Below are 15,616 nucleotides of genomic sequence, written 5' to 3'. Positions count from 1 at the left end.
CCTGGTTCGGCCACGGAAGGCGGGGCGGCGCCCCGCCCGCCTGTGCTCAGTTGGTACGGGATGTCTGCTTCACGTCCTGCATGGCGCCCTGGATCAGGTTCGCCTTCTGCGTGTTGTGGGCCATCTCGCTGCTGACCACCGCGTTCTGGCGCGTCAGCGTGTCCTGCAGATTGAGGATGTTCACCGAGAATTCCTGCGCCTTCTGCTGGATCTCGTTCATCTTGGCGTTGAGGTCGACTTCGTTTGCCATGTCAGCTCCTTGGTAGGTTGGCGATATCTGCATCGAACGATGCAAATTCCTGCTGCCCGGCCGCGCTAGCGGCGCGCCTGGGCCGGCACGGGGGTGTCTTTCAGCACCACGCCGTCCGCTTCGATCCTTTCGATTTCGGCGCCGTTCTTGAGCACGGCGCCCTCGAAGTACCGGCTGCCGTTGGCCAGCTGGACCGAACGGTTACCGTCGGCATCCTCGGTAATGCTGACCACACGCGCCGGAAACACGCCCTGCCAGTTGTCGAGGTTGCCGTTGCGCAGGGGCCGGCGGCGGTTGTCAGCCGTCTCCCGATAGTCGATGCGATCCGTCACCAGCACGCCGGGGTGCAGGTCCTCTGTCAGCCTGCGCACCTTGTCCCGGCCGCCCTGCGGGTCGGCGGTGCCCGACAGCAGTACGCGGCCCTGGCCCTGGTAGGCGATACCGACGCCCGGTTCGTCCAGGTAACGCTGGATGTGCTCGATCAGGTCGTCGGCCGAGCGCAGCTGCTGCTGCACGCCGCGGCCATAGGGTGCCAGTGCCTGCGCCACGCGCTGGCGGTCCACCCGCGAATTGACGAAGCCGCGCACGGCCACCGTGCCATTGGGCTGGGTCACCACCTCCAGTTCGGGATAGTTCGCCACGGTCTTGCGTACAGCCGCCGGATCGATCTCGGCGTTGCGCAGCGGCGTGCCGCGCTGTGTCAGCGTGGCTGCCGCCCAGCCTGCGCCCACCAGCAGCACCGTGGCGGCCAGCCCGACAGCCGCCACCATCGCCCGGCCATGGCGCCGCGCGGCTTCTCCCTCGCCATCGGCGTGGCGCTCGGCACGGCGCCCAGACTCCGCCCATGCGAATAACGTGTCGGTTGCCTCGGTGGCGGCAGGCTGCGCGCGCAACAGTTCGACGTCCAGGGAGCCAATGCTCAGGATGTCACCGCCCGCCAGCGCAAACACCCGCTGCGTGGTGGGCCGGCCGTTCAGGGCCACGGCGCCATCGCCCACGCGCTCGGCCGAGACCGCCACCTCGCCAACGTTCAGCACAAGATGGCGCGGCAGCACATCGCTGCCCGGCACGCTGATATCGACGTCGCCCGACGCGCCGATCACATTTTCGCCGCGCCGCAGCGTGACCTGCCGGCCGTAGACATCGCCGCCCAGAAAGCGCAGCGACCAGGCCGATGTCCGTTCCTGCGCGAGGTCGCTCATCCGCTCATCCCCGGTACCACCAGCCGTGGCGTCAGCAGGTAAAAGCGTTCCATGTTGTTCTGGCGCTTTTCCTGGTACTTGAACAGGTTGCCGATGATCGGCACGTCTTGCAGCAGGGGCACGCCCGACGTGGCGTTGATGCGCTCCTCGGTCGTATAGCCGGCGATCAGCAGGCTCTTGCCCTCTTCCACCATGGCTTGCGTGGTGATGGAACGTCTGCGCACCACGGGAATGCGGTCCACCGTCTCGCCGGACAGGTTGCCGTCGGCAATATCGATGCTGAGCATCACGGCGCGGCTCTGCTTCTCGTCCACCACCAGCGGCGTGACCCGCACGGCGGTGCCGGCCGTCACGTTGAACAGGCCCGCGTCCTGGAAGCCGTCCACGCGCACGTAGAACTCCTGCAGGTTCTCCAGCGCCGCCTCGGTGTTGTCCAGTGTCAGCACCTTGGGGCGCGCCACGAAGTTGGCCTGCCCGCGATCGGCCAGTGCCTTCACGCGCGTCAGCAGGAAGCGGGTGATGTCATTGCCGATGGCACCCGTGAACTGCAGGCCGCTGGACGCGGCCGCGGCCGTGGTGCCGGCTTCGGACGTGAGATTGCCGAACGTCAGCGCGGGATTGTTGTTGCCGCCCCCGATCTGCAGGTCCACATGGCGCGTATGCAGGCGCCAGTCCACGCCAAGGCTGTCCAGGTCCTCCTGGCTGATGTCCATGATCGTCACCTCGATTTCCACCAGGCGCGGCTTGATGTCGAGCGATTCGATCAGGCGTCGGTACTGCGCCATGCGATCCGGCGTGTCCCGCACCAGCACGGCGTTGAGCCGCGTGTCGGCCTGGAATTGCGGCAACTGGTTGCTACCCCATGGGTTGGCCTGCACGTCGGTGTTGATCACCCCGTTGCCACCCATGCTGTCGAGCACCTGCCCCGGGTCGGCACTGGGCATGCCCATGCCGCCGCCATCGCCCGTGCGCAGCTTGGCCATGCGCGTGGCGCCCCGGCTGGAACCGGCGTTGGGCGCACCCAGCGGCGGCAAGCGATTGCGGCCATACAGGCTGCGCAGCACGCTGACCACGCCCGGCACGGTAATCTCCTTGCCGGAGCGATTGATGCGGAAATCATTGGCCCACGAGTACTTGAGCGGGAACAGCTGGACTTCGGCACGCTCGTCGGCAATGGAGCGATCGTCTACCGCACGCACGGCGGCGCGTACCGTTTCGACGTAACGCTTGGGCCCCGACACCATCAGCGTGCCCTCGGCATCGTTGATGGTGATCGGATAGCGGGAATCCGGCACCTGCATGCGCTCCAGCGAATCGCGCAGGCGCATGCCGGCGCCGCGCGCGATCGGCAGGACCTCGCTGCGCGCCTCGCTGGCCACGTCGATATAGAGCAGCGAGCCATCGAAGTAATAGGTCAGGCCGAACATGGCGCACACGCTGCGCAGCACATGCTGGGCGGATTCGGTGAACTTGCCGTTGATGGTGCCCTCCACCTTCGGATCGATGACGGCCGTGGTGCCCTGCGACGCCGCCAGCTCGCGCAGGAAGTCGGGCAGCCGCTTGTCGCTGACCGACGCATTGAACGGCTTGCTGGACCAGCGCAGGTCCGCCGCCTGCGCGGCGGTCATCGCCAGCAGGCACAGCAGGCAAGCCACCGGCCACGTCCGCAGCCAGCGCATTCGCGTCGGTTGGTAGTCCTGAAAGTACGGCGTCATGTCGGCTCGTTCATCCTGTCGTTGTTCGGGACACCCTCACAGCAGCGTCAGCATCGTCTGCAGCGCGCGCTGCGCAAAGCGCATCACCTCGCCGCCCAGCCAGCCACCCAGCAGCACCAGCGACACCAGCACGGCGATCAGCCGCGTGGAGGTGCCGATGCTCTGGTCCTGGATCTGCGTCACCGCCTGGAGCACCGCCACCACCAGTGCCACCACCGTGCCGATCAGCACGATCGGCAACGTGACCCACAGCACCACCAGCAGGGCCTGGCGCGTGATATCGAGGATGGTGTCGGCGGTCATCGTGCTATTCCGCCGCCGGGTTCTGGATCCAGCCCACCGGCACCAGCGTGACGTCCTCGTCGATTTCCTGATAGGACAGGACGGCCAGGCGCGGGGCCACCGGCTCGATCAGCCGCTTCACGTAGCGGCGCACATCGGTGCTGACCACCACCACCAGCCGCGTCTGCCCGGCCTTTTCCAGCAGCACGCGCAACTGCTCGCGGATGTCGCGTGTCACGTCGTGGCTCAGCAGCAGCAGGTTGCCACGCGCCGCGCGTTCGATCGCGCCCTGCACCCGCCCTTCCAGCGCGGGTTCGAACAGCACGGCGTCGATCGATCGCGCGGCACCGACATGGCGGCTCGTGATCAGCCGCCCCAGATCCACGCGAACCAGTTCCGTCAGCGCAATGGCGTCGGTTTCCTTGGGCGCCCAGGTCACCAGGCTTTCGAAAATCGTGCGCAGGTTGCGGATCGGCACCCCTTCCTGCAGCAGGCGGCGCAGCACGTCGGTCACACGCTGCAGCGGCACCACGCGCGCCAGCTCCATCACAAGGTCCGGCGCCTCGGCCTGCACCACATGGATCATGGCCTGCACGTCCTGGATACCCAGCAACTGGGCCGCGTGCTGCTTGATGACCGCGCCGATATGCACCGCCAGCACTTCCTCGCAGGACAGCGTGCGGACGCCGTCTGGCAGCGGTGCGTCGCCGGTGGGCGCGGCGACCCAAACCACTTCGGCAAAGGGGCCGAACGGGGCGCCGACCTCGGCCTCGCCCTGGTCGATCCGGGCGCGCGCACCGGGCTCCAGCAAGCGCCTGCCGGGACGCAACGCGCCAGCCGACGCCACTACGTCCTGCACGCGGATCGCGTAGGCATCCGCCTGTCCAAGGCCCGTCCAGACGATGCGCAAACGCGAAAAGACCATCCCGAGATCGGCCTCGACCTCGCCCTTTGCAATCGTCATGCGCTGTTCGAAAAGACGCAGGTCCACGCGGTCGCGCAAGGATTCGTCCAGGTCGAGCGCCAGCGGCGGCGCCACTGCACCATCCATGCGGTCCGCGCCGCCGCCCTCCACTTCGATCCACGTCACCGTGCCGGCACTGCGTTGGGCGCGTCGCATCAGCAGGTAGCCGCCACCGCCCACCACCAGCGCCATGATGGCGAAGGTCCATTTGGGGAATCCCGGCACCACCAGGAATACGGCAATCGCCACGCCCGACACCACCAGCGCCTTCGGCTGGCCCAGCAGCTGGCTGCCGATCACGTTGCCGAGGTTCAGCGAGCGTGTACGGTCTTCGGCGGAAGACACCCGCGTGATGACCACCCCTGCCGCGATCGACACCAGCAGCGACGGGATCTGCGACACCATGCCGTCGCCGATGGTCAGGATGGCGTAACGCTGCAGGGCATCGCCGATGCTCATGTCCTTCATCAGCGTGCCGATGCAGATGCCGGCCAGGATGTTGACCAGCGCGATGACCACCCCGGCGATGGCATCGCCCTTGACGAACTTCATCGCGCCGTCCATCGCGCCGTGCAGCTGGCATTCCTGTTCCAGCGCACGACGCCGCTCCTGCGCCTGGCCGGCGGTAATGGTGCCGGCCCGCACGTCGGCGTCGATGCTCATCTGCTTGCCCGGCATGGCATCCAGGGCAAACCGGGCGCCTACCTCCGCCACGCGCTCGGAACCCTTCGCAATCACGATGAACTGCACGATGGCGATGATCAGGAACACCACGCCGCCCACCACCACGTTGTTGCCGACAATCAGCTTGCCGAAGGTGTCGATGATGTGCCCCGCGTTGGCGTGCAGCAGGATCAGCTTGGTCGATGCGATATTGAGCGACAGGCGAAACAGCGTCGTGAACAGCAGCAGCGACGGGAACGTGGACAGCGACAGCGCAGACGGAATGTACGTGGCCACGATCAGCAGCGTCAGGCTCATGCCCAGGTTGATCGTCAGCAGCATGTCCAGCAGGAACGTGGGCAGCGGCAGCACGAACAGCGCAATCACCGCGAACAGCAGGAGCGTCAGCGCCAGGTCGGACTGGCGCGACGCAGCGGCCGCCATCTGCTGGAGGCCCGGTGTCGCCGGCCCCAGCCCACGCGTGAATACGGGCAGGTTTGCGGGTAGTTTTGCCATGGCCTTGCTGAACGTTTGCGGGACGATTGCTCTACGCCGGATCGTTTGATTGCTGGGAGTTTTGCCAGTGGCCGCAGTGTATGAGGCGCCTCCCCGGGCGACCAGTACCGAGGATTCGTAGCACCGCCCCGGCAAGGCATCGGCGCCCCTACAAGGGCTCGTAGTGGACGCGGCAGCACCCGCCTGCGTATCGTTGGCGGCAGTTTGATTGCCGCGACGATCGCCCGATTTCGTTCCATGCCATTGACCGTTCATGCCGCCGATGCCGCCGGCAGGCCGCCGATCACCGATCTTGACGCGGTCGCCGGCTTTCCCCATGTGGAGCCCGACATGGCGCGGCTCTCCAACCTGCTCGCCTGCGTGGCGCCGCTGCCCGTGCGCCTGGCCGGGCGCGACTGGCACCTGCGCTTTGTCCGCGCCGATACCGGCGATGCCGGCGATGCCGGTTTCGTCGCACCGGGCCCACACGCCTACCGCTTCACGCTGGGGTCTGCGCACGGCCGGCTGTGCCTCGATGCCGCCGCCGAACAGATGCTGCTGGGCCAGCCAGGCACGGCAGCGTCGCTGCCCGAACTGCTGCGCTATGCCTTGCTGGCCGACGCCTGCGCGCCGCTGGCGCATGCGCTGGCCGCCGTGCAGGGCGATCCATTGACCTGGCAGCCGGGCGCAACCGGGTGGCCGTCGAACCTTGCTGCCTTCGGGCTGATGCTGACTGCCGTGGGCGATGACGACGGCGGCAGCGCAACGAAGCGGCTGGCCGCTGTCCTGCAGCTCGACCAGCCCGAATGCCTGTCCCGGCTGACGCGGGCGCTGCCGATGCTGCCGTCCGATGCCGGCCAGCGGTTCGACACGCTGCCGATACCGATTGCCGTGCGCATCGGCACCACCACGGTCGCCATCGGCGACACGCGCGGCATCGTGCCCGGCGACATCATCAGCATCGAGCACTGGCAGTCGCAGGCGGGCGGATTCCTGGTGCGCTGCGGCACCGGGCGTCGTGGTGCGCACTGGACGGCGCTGGCCGAGGGCCGGCGCGTGACCGCATTGCAGGACCTCAACGTACAAAACGGAGCACACATGGAAGCAACCGACACGCTGGGCATGCCGCATCCGGATGCCGCGCCAGCGTCGCTGGCGCAACTGGACGGGCTCGAAGTGGAACTGCGCTTCGAAGTGGGTGGCGTGGCGCTGCCGCTGGCGGAACTGCGCACCGTGCGCACCGGCTTCGTATTCGAACTGCCACAGCCGCTCAGGCAGAGCGAAGTGCGCATCGTCGCCAACGGCGTCCGCATTGGCACCGGGACGCTGATTGCCGTGGGCAACCGGCTGGGCGTGCGCGTCACCACGTTCGCGGCAGGCGATGCATGAGCACCGGTCTCTACAACCCGGTACTGATCCTTACCATCATCCTGACGTTCGGCATCGCGCCGTTCGTTGCGCTGATGGTCACCAGCTACACCAAGCTGGTGATCGTGTTCGGGCTGCTGCGCGCCGCGCTGGGGCTGCAGCAGGTGCCGCCGAACATGGTGCTCAACGGCATCGCGATCATCCTGACCGCCTATATCATGGCGCCGATCGGCTCCGATGCGTTCGATGCGATGAAGCGCCGCGCCGAATCGAACGCGGCATTCAACGTGCAGGACGTGGTGGCGGTCTACGACGCGGTCAGCGGGCCGCTCAAGTCCTTTCTGGTCAAGCACACCGAGGAACGCAACCGCACGTTCTTCGTGCAGTCCGCCAAGCGCATCTGGCCAGAAGGGCGCGCAGACGACCTGAAGTCCGACGACATGATGGTGCTGATTCCAAGCTTCACGCTGTCGGAGCTGACCCGCGCGTTCCAGATCGGCTTCGTGGTCTACCTGGTGTTCGTGGTGGTGGACCTGATCGTCGCGGCCATCCTGCTGGCGCTGGGCATGTCGATGATTGCCCCCACCACCATCTCCGTGCCGTTCAAGCTGCTGCTGTTCGTGATGCTCGAGGGCTGGACGCAGCTGATCCAGGGGCTGGTCCTGTCATACAGGTAGCCGCTCAACCGTACCCCACCATCGGAGGGCACGCAGTCATTCCAGTCATTGCGGCCACGGCGTTGCAGAATTAACAGTCCGTTAAGGATCGATCGGCAAAAACGTAAAAAACGCCGCCGCTGCACTGCCCAACGTTACGTAACGCGTAACGGCGCCGTGCCGGAAGTACACAGCAGCACGCGGTCTCCGGTGCGTTCGCGTGGCTGGAACGGAACTTGCGCCTCAGTCGCTTCCAAATCCAGAAGAAAGGGGAGCGACACCATGAAGGCAGCCGTTGTAGAGTCCCGGCCACTGATCGGCTTTGGTATCCAGCAGGTGCTATACCGCATTCAGGACATCGACGATTCCTGTCTGATGTCGCCCGGCCCCGTGCGAGGCCTCACGCTGGACGGCATTGAACTGCTGATCGTGGGCGATTTGCTGCAGGGGTACGACGCAGCCATGCTCGATTTGCTGCGGACCGCCACCGATGTGCGCGGCGTGCTGTACCTGAGCGCCGGCGGCACGGTGCAATGGATGCCCCCGCGCGAAATCCCGCCGCTGCTGTCATGGCTGCCGGAAAACGCCTCGCTGGAGGCCATCGAGGGAACGCTGCGCAAGATGATCGGCGCCATGCGCAGGGGATGCTGCACCGGCACGCCCTACGCGGCATTGCCTGGCGAAGGCGTGACCCCGCCTGCGGCGACCCGTGACGCTGCCATCGTGCTGCCCATGTCCGTCCAGGCGCGCCTGTCCGATACGCGCCTGCCCGAGTTCGTCACCGAGGCGCAGCTGCTGAGCCTGACGCAGCGTCAGTACGACGTGCTGGTGCTGCTGTCCAAGGGCATGTCGATCAAGCTGATCAGCCGCCGCCTGCATATCTCCGTGCCCACGGTGAAGAGCCACACGCTGCAGATCTACCGCCGGCTCGCCGCCAGCAACAAGACCGAGGCGGTCTTCGTGGCACGCGAGCGGGGCGCGCTGCTGTCGTCGATCTCGGCGGCGGCCGAAGCCGCCTGACGGGGCCCAACACGCGGCAAGGGGCCGCTCAAGGCCGCTGGGAGAACGTGCGTTCGAATACCGATTCGGCGATGCGATTTTTCAGGATCTCGATCGAACCACCGGCGATCATCCAGCCGCGGCAGCGCAGGTGAACTTCCACCGCAGGCCCTGGAACTCGCACAGCAGGCGGCCGAACTACTTGCGCTGCAGCGCCCACTGGCGCGCCATCTCATACGCGTAATCCGCTTCTTGAAACCGCCCTCGCCCAGCAGCCGGACATGCGCAACAAGCTCGCGCAGCAAGGGGCCGAGGCCATGAACCTGGCGCCGGATGCGTTCGGCAAGTTCGTGGTGGCCGAGTACCAGGCCTGGAAGCCTGTCGTGGTCAGGGCCGGGGCACGCATCGACTGACCGCCGCGGCGCTGTGTCATGATGGCGGCCTGCCCTGCAGCACGTCTACCACGGCATCGGCGCGGCTATCGCACAGTGCCTCGCAAAACCGGGGCTGACCCTGACTTCGGCTGCAGATTTCCTCACCGATAATCCGCGAAGCCGGGCCCTGCCCGGCCATAGAGCCCCGGGGCGATGCCACCGGGCGCGGAAGAATATCAGTGAAGGAGATGTAGTGCGTATCAAGCATCAAGCCGCACGCGTGGCGTGCGGGATGGCTGTTGCCATCGCCACCATGTTCACCGCCCATGGCGCCCTGGCCGCCGATGCCTGGCCGACCAAGCCGATCAAGGTCATCGTGCCCTACACGCCGGGCGGTTCCACCGACACCGTGTCGCGCGTGGTCTTCGAGCGCGTCTCGCAGAGCCTGGGCCAGCCCATCATCATCGAGAACAAGCCCGGCGCCAACAGTACGCTGGGCGTGGGCGTGGCCGCGCGTTCGGCACCCGATGGCTACACCTTCGTGTCGGTGCTGGCCGCATACAGCGCCAACATGTCGCTGTATTCCAAGCTCAGCTACAAGCCGTCGGACCTGACCCCGGTGGCGGAAATGGCCGAGCTGCCGCTGTTCCTGTTCGCCAGCAAGAAGGTGCCGGTCAAGACCGTGGCCGAACTGGTGGACTACGGCAGGAAGCACCCCGACACGCTGACGTTCGGCTCCAGCGGCGTCGGCAGCTCGGCGCACCTGACCGGCGAACGGCTGGCGATGGAATCGAAGGTCAAGATGACGCACGTGCCGTACAACGGCAGCGCGCCGATCCTGCCGGCACTGGTGTCCGGCGAGGTGTCGGTGGCCTTCGACCCGCTGCTGGTGCCGATGCCTCACGTCAAGTCAGGCAAGATCAACGTGCTGGCCGTGGCATCGGCCAGGCGCTGGCCCGGCGAGCCGAATATTCCGACGATGGAGGAATCGGGCTTCCCCGGCTTCGTGATGAGTTCGTGGACGGGCCTGCTGGCCCCGGCCGGCACGCCGCAGCCGGTGATCGACCGCATGGCCAGGGAAATCGCCGCCGCCACGCGCAGCGCCGGCGTGGCGAGGAAGCTTACCGAACTGGGCTTTATCCCGGTGGGCGGTACGCCGGAAGAGTTCCGCAAGCTGATCGAGCGCGACACCACGCGCTACGCGCAAATCGTGAAGGCGGGCAAGATCACGCTGGACTGATCGCCGCGGCGCCCGTCGCGACGCCCCTCCCGCCGCGCGGGAGAAGGCCTTGGGGCGGCGGCAACGCGCTTAACCCTGCCGCCGCTTCCACTCCGCATACAGATCCGCCTCACCTTCCAGCCGCACGGGCAGGTACTGGATCTTCATCGACTGTTCGGCGAACGGTTTGGCCAGATCCGCGTAGATGGCCGCCGTTGACAGGCCGAACGGCTCCCCATCGTCGTTCGAATAGGCGTACGCCACCTCGGTCACGCCCGCCAGCCGCATGGCCGCCATGCACATCGGGCACGGATGGCCGCTGGCATACACGGCACAGCCGGCCAGGCTGGGCGTACCCAGCTTGTGGCTGGCGGCGCGAATCGCGTTCAGTTCGGCGTGCGACGTGGGATCGTTGGTCTTGTGGATCTCGTTGACGGCGGTCATCAGGACTTCGCCGTCGCGGACGATCACCGCGCCGAACGGGCGCCCGCCCGCCTGCATGTTGGCTTGCGCCAGGCGGATGGCTTCGCGCAGGTACTGCTGTGCATTCGACATATTCGACATGTCCGGTCTCCGTAAAACGCAGGCGCCGATGATAACCGCTTGCCGGCTGTATCCAGCGCGGCGCGGGTGCGCTTCACCGGCCGGAAGCCGTGTCCGGCGAGCGTGCCGTGCGGGGCGGCTTGCGCGGCAGGGCCGGCCGGCTCCGCTCGCCGATGACACCCTTGGCGGCCGCGCGCAGGATGCGCCGGAACGTCGGGCAATCCATATGGGCCGACGCCGGACAGGCCGCCGCGTGGCGCAGGCCGTCGCGCATCGCCACGAGTTGGCGGATCGTGCGGTCGAGGTCGTCGGCCTTGGCGGCCAGCTTGCGGCGGTCGATGTGTACCTGGCCGTCGCGGGCCAGCATGGCGGCAATCTCGTCCAGCGAAAATCCCGCCGCCCGCCCCAGCGCCACCAGCGCCAGCCGGTCCAGCACATCGGGGGCATACTGGCGGCGCAAGCCACGCCGCCCGGTGGACGCGATCAGGCCTTTTTCCTCGTAGTAGCGCAGCGTGGACGCCGGTACGCCCGATTGCCGCGCCACGTCTGCGATGTCGAGCGGATTCACCCTTGACCTCAAGTGGACTTGAACTGGCACAGTGTAGCTTCCCTTCCTGGAGAACCCGCGAGAACGCACGATGATTGCCAATCCGCAGACCAACAGCGACCAGAGCACCCTCTGGAACGGTACGGGCGGCCGTGCCTGGGTCGTGAACCAGACCCTGCTGGACCATATGTTCCAGCCATTCGAACCGATCCTGCTGGATGCCCTGCCGGCCGGTGAAGGACATCGGCGCGTGCTCGATATCGGCTGCGGCACCGGCGCCACCTCGCTGGCCATCGCGCAGCGCCTGGGCGACCGGGGCGAATGTGTCGGTGTCGACATTTCGGCCCCGATGCTGGACATGGCACGCGAACGCGCCGCGCGCCTTGGCGTGGCGGCACGCTTTGTCCAGGCCGATGTGCAAACCCACCGGTTCGCACCGGCCAGCATCGACCACTTCGCGTCGCGCTTCGGGGTCATGTTCTTCGACGACCCCGTGGCGGCCTTCGCCAACCTGCGCCGTGCCGCGCGGCCGGGCGCCACGATGCGCGCCATCGCCTGGCGCAGCCCGGCCGAGAATGCGTTCATGACCACGGGCGAGCGTGCCGCCGCCCCGCTGCTGCCCGACCTGCCCGTGCGCCAGCCCGGCGCCCCGGGGCAGTTCGCCTTTGCCGACCGGCAACGTGTGGCCGCGATCCTGGCGCAAGCCGGATGGTCCGGCATCGACATTCGCCCCATCGACGTGCCGTGCGAACTGCCCGAGTCGGATCTGACCCGCTACATTGGCTGGCTCGGTTCGGTGGGCCAGCGACTGCTGACGGCAGACGAAGCCACCCGCGCGCGGGTCATCCAGACCGTGCGTGCCGCCTTCGCGCCGTTCGTGCAGGGCGACACGGTGCGCTACACGGCCGCGTGCTGGCAGATCGACGCGCAGGCCGGAGACTGATGTTGCAGCTCCCGGCGGCGCGACTAGACTGGGTACATCATCGCGCGCACGACGGGGGGCAAACCATGGCCGCATCCACGGAACACCCGGTCAGCCATTCGACGCTGGCGTTCGGACGCATCTATGCCGATGACGCCGGCGAATCCCACTTCGGCGCGCTGTCGTTCGACATGGCCGAGCGCAGTTTTGCCCCGCCCGCACCGCCGTTCTGGGTGTCACGCATGGACGAGGCGGTGCGGCAGGGCTTCCTGGTGGTGCCCACCGGCTGGGTGGGCGACCTGCACCCGGCGCCGGTGCGCATGTGGATCTTCCTGCTCGACGGCGAAATGGAGTTCGAGACCTCAGACGGCGAGCGCCGCGCACTGGTGCCCGGCGGTACGCTGCTACTCGACGACACGGGCGGCAAGGGCCATCGCAGCCGGGTGATCGGCGGCAATATCGCCACGCTGGCCATGGTGGAAATGCCGGTGCCCGGCCGCTAGGCGCAGCGAATGCCGTCCGACATCGGCCCCGATCCACGGCAGGACGGTACTGCGCCGCCGGCATCACCGTCCCGGCCGCCGTTGCCGCCACCGGCGCCGCTGCCGCCCACCGTGCCGTCGGGCTTCCGGCAGGGCATCATCACGGCGATCACGGTGCTGCTGGGGTTTTCGCTGGCGTTCTGGCGCTTCTGGGGGTTCGAAAGCCCGGGCTACTGGAGCCGGGGCTCACTCGCGGCGGCGGCATGCCTGATTCTGGCGGTGGCGTTGCAGATCCTTGCGTTATTCCGCGCGCTGCGCGTGGAAGACGACAGCATTCCCGAGTATCGCAGGACCGTCCGCTGGTTCATCGCCTCGGCCCTCGCCCTGCTGGCCGGCCTGACCATCGCGATGATGGACGCGGCGCTGATCGAGCAGGTGGACTGACGGGCGCTGCGGCCCCAGGGCCGCAGCCGGCTATCGATGCATCAGCGCCGGCGCGTAGGTCTTCACGAAAAACGCCAGCGTGATGCACGACGTGGCCAGCAGCGTGCCGGCCCGCACCACGCGCGGCGGCGTCATGCGGCCAAGCAGTGCGCCGCCATATCCGCCCAGCACCGCCCCAATCAGCATGGCAACCGTTTCCGGCCAGCGCACCGCGTTCGCCACGATAAACGCGATCACGGCCACGGCATTGGCCGCGCTGACCATCAGCGTGCGCGGCGCGTTCAGGTTCTTGAGGTCGCGGCTGTCCAGCAGGCCCCACATCGCAATCATCATGATGCCGACCGCCCCACCGAAATAGCCGCCGTAGACTCCCAGCCCGAACTGCACCGCCAGCACCGCGTGCGCATGGATGCGCCAGCGCGCGCGCAGCGCCTCGCCCAATTGCCGCCCGAACGCCAGCGCGACGCAGGCGATCAGCAGCAGCCACGGCAGCACGAACGTGAACGCGGCCGACGACGTACGCAGCAGCAGCATCGCCCCGACAAACCCGCCACACAGCGTGGCCACCAGCAGCGTGCGCAGCGATACCGCGCCCACCGGGCCCAGCCCGTCGCGATAGGCCCAGGCGCTGGCCAGGCCGCCCGGAAACAGCGCGACCGTGCTCGATGTGTTCGCCTGAACCGGTGGCACACCGGCGGCAATCATGGCGGGCAGGCTCACGAACGAGCCGCCACCCGCCAGGGCGTTCATCGCACCGGCAACAAATCCCGCGCCAAAAACCAGAAGAATTGGGTCCATGGAGCGAATCCTAGCCATCGTGCCGGGCACCCGCAATCTGGCTTTTCCGGTGCTAGACTTCGGCAAAACCGAAAGCTGGAGGAGGACGGGGTGCGCTTCGACCTGACCGATTTGCGGCTGTTCCTGAGCGTGGTGGAATGCGGCAGCCTGACCCAGGGTGCCCGGTCGATGCATCTGGCCCTGGCGTCCGTGAGCGAACGGATTGCCGGCATGGAGGCCACGCTGGGGGCGCCATTGCTGGAGCGCGACCGGCGCGGCGTGAGCCCAACGGCTGCCGGCGAGGCACTGGTGCGGCACGCGCGGTCCATCCTTGGCCAGGTCGAGCAGATGCATGGCGAGCTACGCAGCTATGCCACGGGCCTCAAGGGCCGTATCCGCCTGCTGTCGAACACTGCCGCGCTGGCGTCGTTCCTACCGCCGCACCTGCGCCGCTTCCTGGCCGCGCATCCTGACCTGTCGATCGACCTGGGCGAACGCCCGAGCCCCGAGATCGTCCAGGCGTTGGTGGAGGGACGCGCCGAACTCGGTATCGTGGCCGATTTTGCCGATTTCGGGAACCTGCAGACACACCGCATCGCCGAGGACCAGCTCGTGGTGGTGGCCGGCCGCCAGCACCGGATCGCCACGCAGCCGGCCGTGGCATTCGCCGACATCATCGGCGAGCCGATCGTGGGCATGGCGGACACGGCACTGGAAACGCACCTGGCCGAGCGCGCGTCGCGGCTGGGGCACCAGCTGCACTATCGCGTGCAACTGCGCAACGTGGAACATGTGGCGATGCTGGTCGATGCCGGGATCGGCATCTCGATCGTGTCCAGCGCGCTGGCCAGGTCGATGCCGCACGGCCTGGCCATCCTGCCGCTGTCGGAACCGTGGGCCACGCGCAGGCTGTTCCTGTGCGCGCGCGATTTTGGCGCGCTGACACCGCACGCGGGTCTACTGGCGCGCCAACTGATCGGCACAGGCGAGCCCGACGCCTCAAGTCCGACCGCCGGAAAGCCGTAAAATCTTGCGACATCGTTCGGAAGCATTCCCATGAAGACCCTGATCCTGCTGGCCGCCGTCGGGCTGGCATCCGTCGCCCAGGCCCAGCCCACCGCTGGCGGCGTGGCCGCCCCGCTGGGCCTGGAGCTTGGCAAGACCTCGTGTGCACGGCTGACGCCGGGCCCGAATCGCGAAAGGACCGGCGCGGCGCCATGGGCCGGCGGCGACGCATTCGAGTTGAAGCGCCTGGAACGCTTCAACCTGCCGGGCCTGACCCGTGCGGTGGTGAACTGCGACGGCCAGGATCTGGTGACGCTGGTGACGCTGACGTTCGACCGCACCGCCCTCGACGACGTGACCCACAAGCTCGACGCCCGCTACGAATCGAAGCGCAAGACCGAACCCAACGCCCAGAACGGCTACGCGGAATGGGCGGCGTCCAATGGCAGCCTGGAACTGCTCTACGCCCGCGACGGCAAGCAGTTCACGGTGGCGTACTGGGGCAAGGGCGCCAAGGCGCGCTACTTTGCCTACAACAGCAACTCGGACAAGGCCGCGTCAGCGCCGGCACCGGCCCAGCCTGCGGCGCCGGCAAAGGCGCCAGTGCCGGCGCCACTCTGACGACGACCGCCACAGCGCCGTCGGCCGACCACGGGTGACGGCCCGGCGCTTTGGTGGACGCTTCGCCACTTCAACTTTTGGTTGAAAA

The 15,616-nt window shown here is 67.5% G+C and carries 18 protein-coding genes; 10 read left to right on the top strand and 8 right to left on the bottom strand.

What is annotated here, in order from left to right; genetic code table 11:
- Positions 1-46 precede the first annotated feature (46 nt).
- The 5 genes from AC3G88_RS27090 to sctV form a co-directional block, all read right to left on the bottom strand.
- Positions 47-250: a hypothetical protein gene (locus tag AC3G88_RS27090; RefSeq protein WP_092297932.1), complete on the bottom strand. Its 204-nt coding sequence runs from the start codon at positions 248-250 to the stop codon at positions 47-49.
- A gap of 65 nt (positions 251-315) precedes the next feature.
- Positions 316-1,452, bottom strand: a complete 1,137-nt coding sequence (locus AC3G88_RS27085; protein ID WP_488894313.1) for a type III secretion system protein SctD — start codon at positions 1,450-1,452, stop codon at positions 316-318.
- A complete protein-coding gene (gene sctC / locus AC3G88_RS27080; RefSeq protein WP_488894312.1) occupies positions 1,449-3,167 on the bottom strand; it encodes a type III secretion system outer membrane ring subunit SctC in 1,719 nt (572 codons plus the stop codon). The genes AC3G88_RS27085 and sctC overlap by 4 nt, the downstream gene beginning before the upstream one ends.
- 36 nt (positions 3,168-3,203) lie before the next feature.
- Complete coding sequence (locus AC3G88_RS27075) at positions 3,204-3,470, bottom strand: flagellar biosynthetic protein FliQ (RefSeq protein WP_153946904.1); 267 nt, start codon at positions 3,468-3,470, stop codon at positions 3,204-3,206.
- 4 nt (positions 3,471-3,474) lie between these two features.
- Complete coding sequence (gene sctV, locus AC3G88_RS27070; RefSeq protein ID WP_488894311.1) at positions 3,475-5,592, bottom strand: type III secretion system export apparatus subunit SctV; 2,118 nt, start codon at positions 5,590-5,592, stop codon at positions 3,475-3,477.
- A gap of 237 nt (positions 5,593-5,829) precedes the next feature.
- Here sctV and sctQ point away from each other — a divergent pair, with 237 nt between their 5' ends.
- The 5 genes from sctQ to AC3G88_RS27045 all read left to right on the top strand — a co-directional run bounded on the left by sctQ (position 5,830) and on the right by AC3G88_RS27045 (position 10,208).
- Positions 5,830-6,960 carry a type III secretion system cytoplasmic ring protein SctQ gene (sctQ, locus tag AC3G88_RS27065; RefSeq protein WP_488894310.1) on the top strand — a complete coding sequence of 377 codons (1,131 nt, stop codon included), beginning with the start codon at positions 5,830-5,832 and terminating at the stop codon, positions 6,958-6,960.
- Positions 6,957-7,616 (top strand): type III secretion system export apparatus subunit SctR, encoded by a 660-nt coding sequence (gene sctR / locus AC3G88_RS27060; RefSeq protein ID WP_153946901.1) that lies wholly within the window; start codon positions 6,957-6,959, stop codon positions 7,614-7,616. The genes sctQ and sctR overlap by 4 nt, the downstream gene beginning before the upstream one ends.
- 261 nt (positions 7,617-7,877) lie before the next feature.
- Positions 7,878-8,615, top strand: a complete 738-nt coding sequence (locus tag AC3G88_RS27055; protein ID WP_488894309.1) for a helix-turn-helix transcriptional regulator — start codon at positions 7,878-7,880, stop codon at positions 8,613-8,615.
- A 260-nt stretch (positions 8,616-8,875) separates the two neighbouring features.
- Positions 8,876-9,007, top strand: a complete 132-nt coding sequence (locus AC3G88_RS27050; RefSeq protein ID WP_488894308.1) for a hypothetical protein — start codon at positions 8,876-8,878, stop codon at positions 9,005-9,007.
- Between the two features lie 214 nt (positions 9,008-9,221).
- Complete coding sequence (locus AC3G88_RS27045) at positions 9,222-10,208, top strand: Bug family tripartite tricarboxylate transporter substrate binding protein (RefSeq protein ID WP_488894307.1); 987 nt, start codon at positions 9,222-9,224, stop codon at positions 10,206-10,208.
- 69 nt (positions 10,209-10,277) lie between these two features.
- Here AC3G88_RS27045 and AC3G88_RS27040 read toward each other — a convergent pair whose 3' ends face one another.
- On the bottom strand, positions 10,278-10,742 hold the full coding sequence (locus tag AC3G88_RS27040; RefSeq protein WP_092597388.1) for a nucleoside deaminase: 465 nt from the start codon (positions 10,740-10,742) through the stop codon (positions 10,278-10,280).
- 82 nt (positions 10,743-10,824) lie between these two features.
- On the bottom strand, positions 10,825-11,298 hold the full coding sequence (locus tag AC3G88_RS27035) for a helix-turn-helix domain-containing protein (RefSeq protein ID WP_488894306.1): 474 nt from the start codon (positions 11,296-11,298) through the stop codon (positions 10,825-10,827).
- A gap of 70 nt (positions 11,299-11,368) precedes the next feature.
- On the opposite strand from AC3G88_RS27035, the gene AC3G88_RS27030 reads away from it, so the two are divergent.
- The 3 genes from AC3G88_RS27030 to AC3G88_RS27020 all read left to right on the top strand — a co-directional run bounded on the left by AC3G88_RS27030 (position 11,369) and on the right by AC3G88_RS27020 (position 13,125).
- On the top strand, positions 11,369-12,220 hold the full coding sequence (locus AC3G88_RS27030) for a class I SAM-dependent methyltransferase (RefSeq protein WP_488894305.1): 852 nt from the start codon (positions 11,369-11,371) through the stop codon (positions 12,218-12,220).
- Between the two features lie 65 nt (positions 12,221-12,285).
- A complete protein-coding gene (locus AC3G88_RS27025; RefSeq protein ID WP_488894304.1) occupies positions 12,286-12,702 on the top strand; it encodes a cupin domain-containing protein in 417 nt (138 codons plus the stop codon).
- Positions 12,703-12,711: 9 nt separating this feature from the next.
- On the top strand, positions 12,712-13,125 hold the full coding sequence (locus AC3G88_RS27020) for a hypothetical protein (RefSeq protein WP_488894303.1): 414 nt from the start codon (positions 12,712-12,714) through the stop codon (positions 13,123-13,125).
- A gap of 30 nt (positions 13,126-13,155) precedes the next feature.
- On the opposite strand, the gene AC3G88_RS27015 is transcribed toward AC3G88_RS27020, so the two are convergent.
- Positions 13,156-13,923 carry a sulfite exporter TauE/SafE family protein gene (locus tag AC3G88_RS27015; RefSeq protein ID WP_487522617.1) on the bottom strand — a complete coding sequence of 256 codons (768 nt, stop codon included), beginning with the start codon at positions 13,921-13,923 and terminating at the stop codon, positions 13,156-13,158.
- 90 nt (positions 13,924-14,013) lie between these two features.
- Between AC3G88_RS27015 and AC3G88_RS27010 the strand changes: the two genes are divergently transcribed.
- Positions 14,014-14,928 carry a LysR substrate-binding domain-containing protein gene (locus tag AC3G88_RS27010; protein WP_488894302.1) on the top strand — a complete coding sequence of 305 codons (915 nt, stop codon included), beginning with the start codon at positions 14,014-14,016 and terminating at the stop codon, positions 14,926-14,928.
- Between the two features lie 30 nt (positions 14,929-14,958).
- Positions 14,959-15,528: a hypothetical protein gene (locus AC3G88_RS27005; RefSeq protein ID WP_488894301.1), complete on the top strand. Its 570-nt coding sequence runs from the start codon at positions 14,959-14,961 to the stop codon at positions 15,526-15,528.
- The last annotated feature ends 88 nt before the right edge of the window (positions 15,529-15,616 follow it).

It is taken from the genome of Cupriavidus sp. 86D6, from assembly GCF_057815095.1.
Note: the sequence above shows the minus strand (reverse complement) of the source record. Positions and strands in the feature narration are given on the sequence as shown.

What these genes read in the sequence shown, in the direction of transcription:
- AC3G88_RS27075 (WP_153946904.1), bottom strand. Translation starts at nt 3,470, where the DNA reads ATGACCGCCGACACCATCCTCGATATCACGCGCCAGGCCCTGCTGGTG.
- AC3G88_RS27055 (WP_488894309.1), top strand. Translation starts at nt 7,878, where the DNA reads ATGAAGGCAGCCGTTGTAGAGTCCCGGCCACTGATCGGCTTTGGTATC.
- AC3G88_RS27030 (WP_488894305.1), top strand. Translation starts at nt 11,369, where the DNA reads ATGATTGCCAATCCGCAGACCAACAGCGACCAGAGCACCCTCTGGAAC.
- AC3G88_RS27015 (WP_487522617.1), bottom strand. Translation starts at nt 13,923, where the DNA reads ATGGACCCAATTCTTCTGGTTTTTGGCGCGGGATTTGTTGCCGGTGCG.
- AC3G88_RS27020 (WP_488894303.1), top strand. Translation starts at nt 12,712, where the DNA reads ATGCCGTCCGACATCGGCCCCGATCCACGGCAGGACGGTACTGCGCCG.
- AC3G88_RS27040 (WP_092597388.1), bottom strand. Translation starts at nt 10,742, where the DNA reads ATGTCGAATGCACAGCAGTACCTGCGCGAAGCCATCCGCCTGGCGCAA.
- sctQ (WP_488894310.1), top strand. Translation starts at nt 5,830, where the DNA reads ATGCCATTGACCGTTCATGCCGCCGATGCCGCCGGCAGGCCGCCGATC.
- AC3G88_RS27085 (WP_488894313.1), bottom strand. Translation starts at nt 1,452, where the DNA reads ATGAGCGACCTCGCGCAGGAACGGACATCGGCCTGGTCGCTGCGCTTT.
- sctR (WP_153946901.1), top strand. Translation starts at nt 6,957, where the DNA reads ATGAGCACCGGTCTCTACAACCCGGTACTGATCCTTACCATCATCCTG.
- AC3G88_RS27090 (WP_092297932.1), bottom strand. Translation starts at nt 250, where the DNA reads ATGGCAAACGAAGTCGACCTCAACGCCAAGATGAACGAGATCCAGCAG.
- AC3G88_RS27050 (WP_488894308.1), top strand. Translation starts at nt 8,876, where the DNA reads ATGCGCAACAAGCTCGCGCAGCAAGGGGCCGAGGCCATGAACCTGGCG.
- sctC (WP_488894312.1), bottom strand. Translation starts at nt 3,167, where the DNA reads ATGACGCCGTACTTTCAGGACTACCAACCGACGCGAATGCGCTGGCTG.
- AC3G88_RS27005 (WP_488894301.1), top strand. Translation starts at nt 14,959, where the DNA reads ATGAAGACCCTGATCCTGCTGGCCGCCGTCGGGCTGGCATCCGTCGCC.
- AC3G88_RS27025 (WP_488894304.1), top strand. Translation starts at nt 12,286, where the DNA reads ATGGCCGCATCCACGGAACACCCGGTCAGCCATTCGACGCTGGCGTTC.
- sctV (WP_488894311.1), bottom strand. Translation starts at nt 5,592, where the DNA reads ATGGCAAAACTACCCGCAAACCTGCCCGTATTCACGCGTGGGCTGGGG.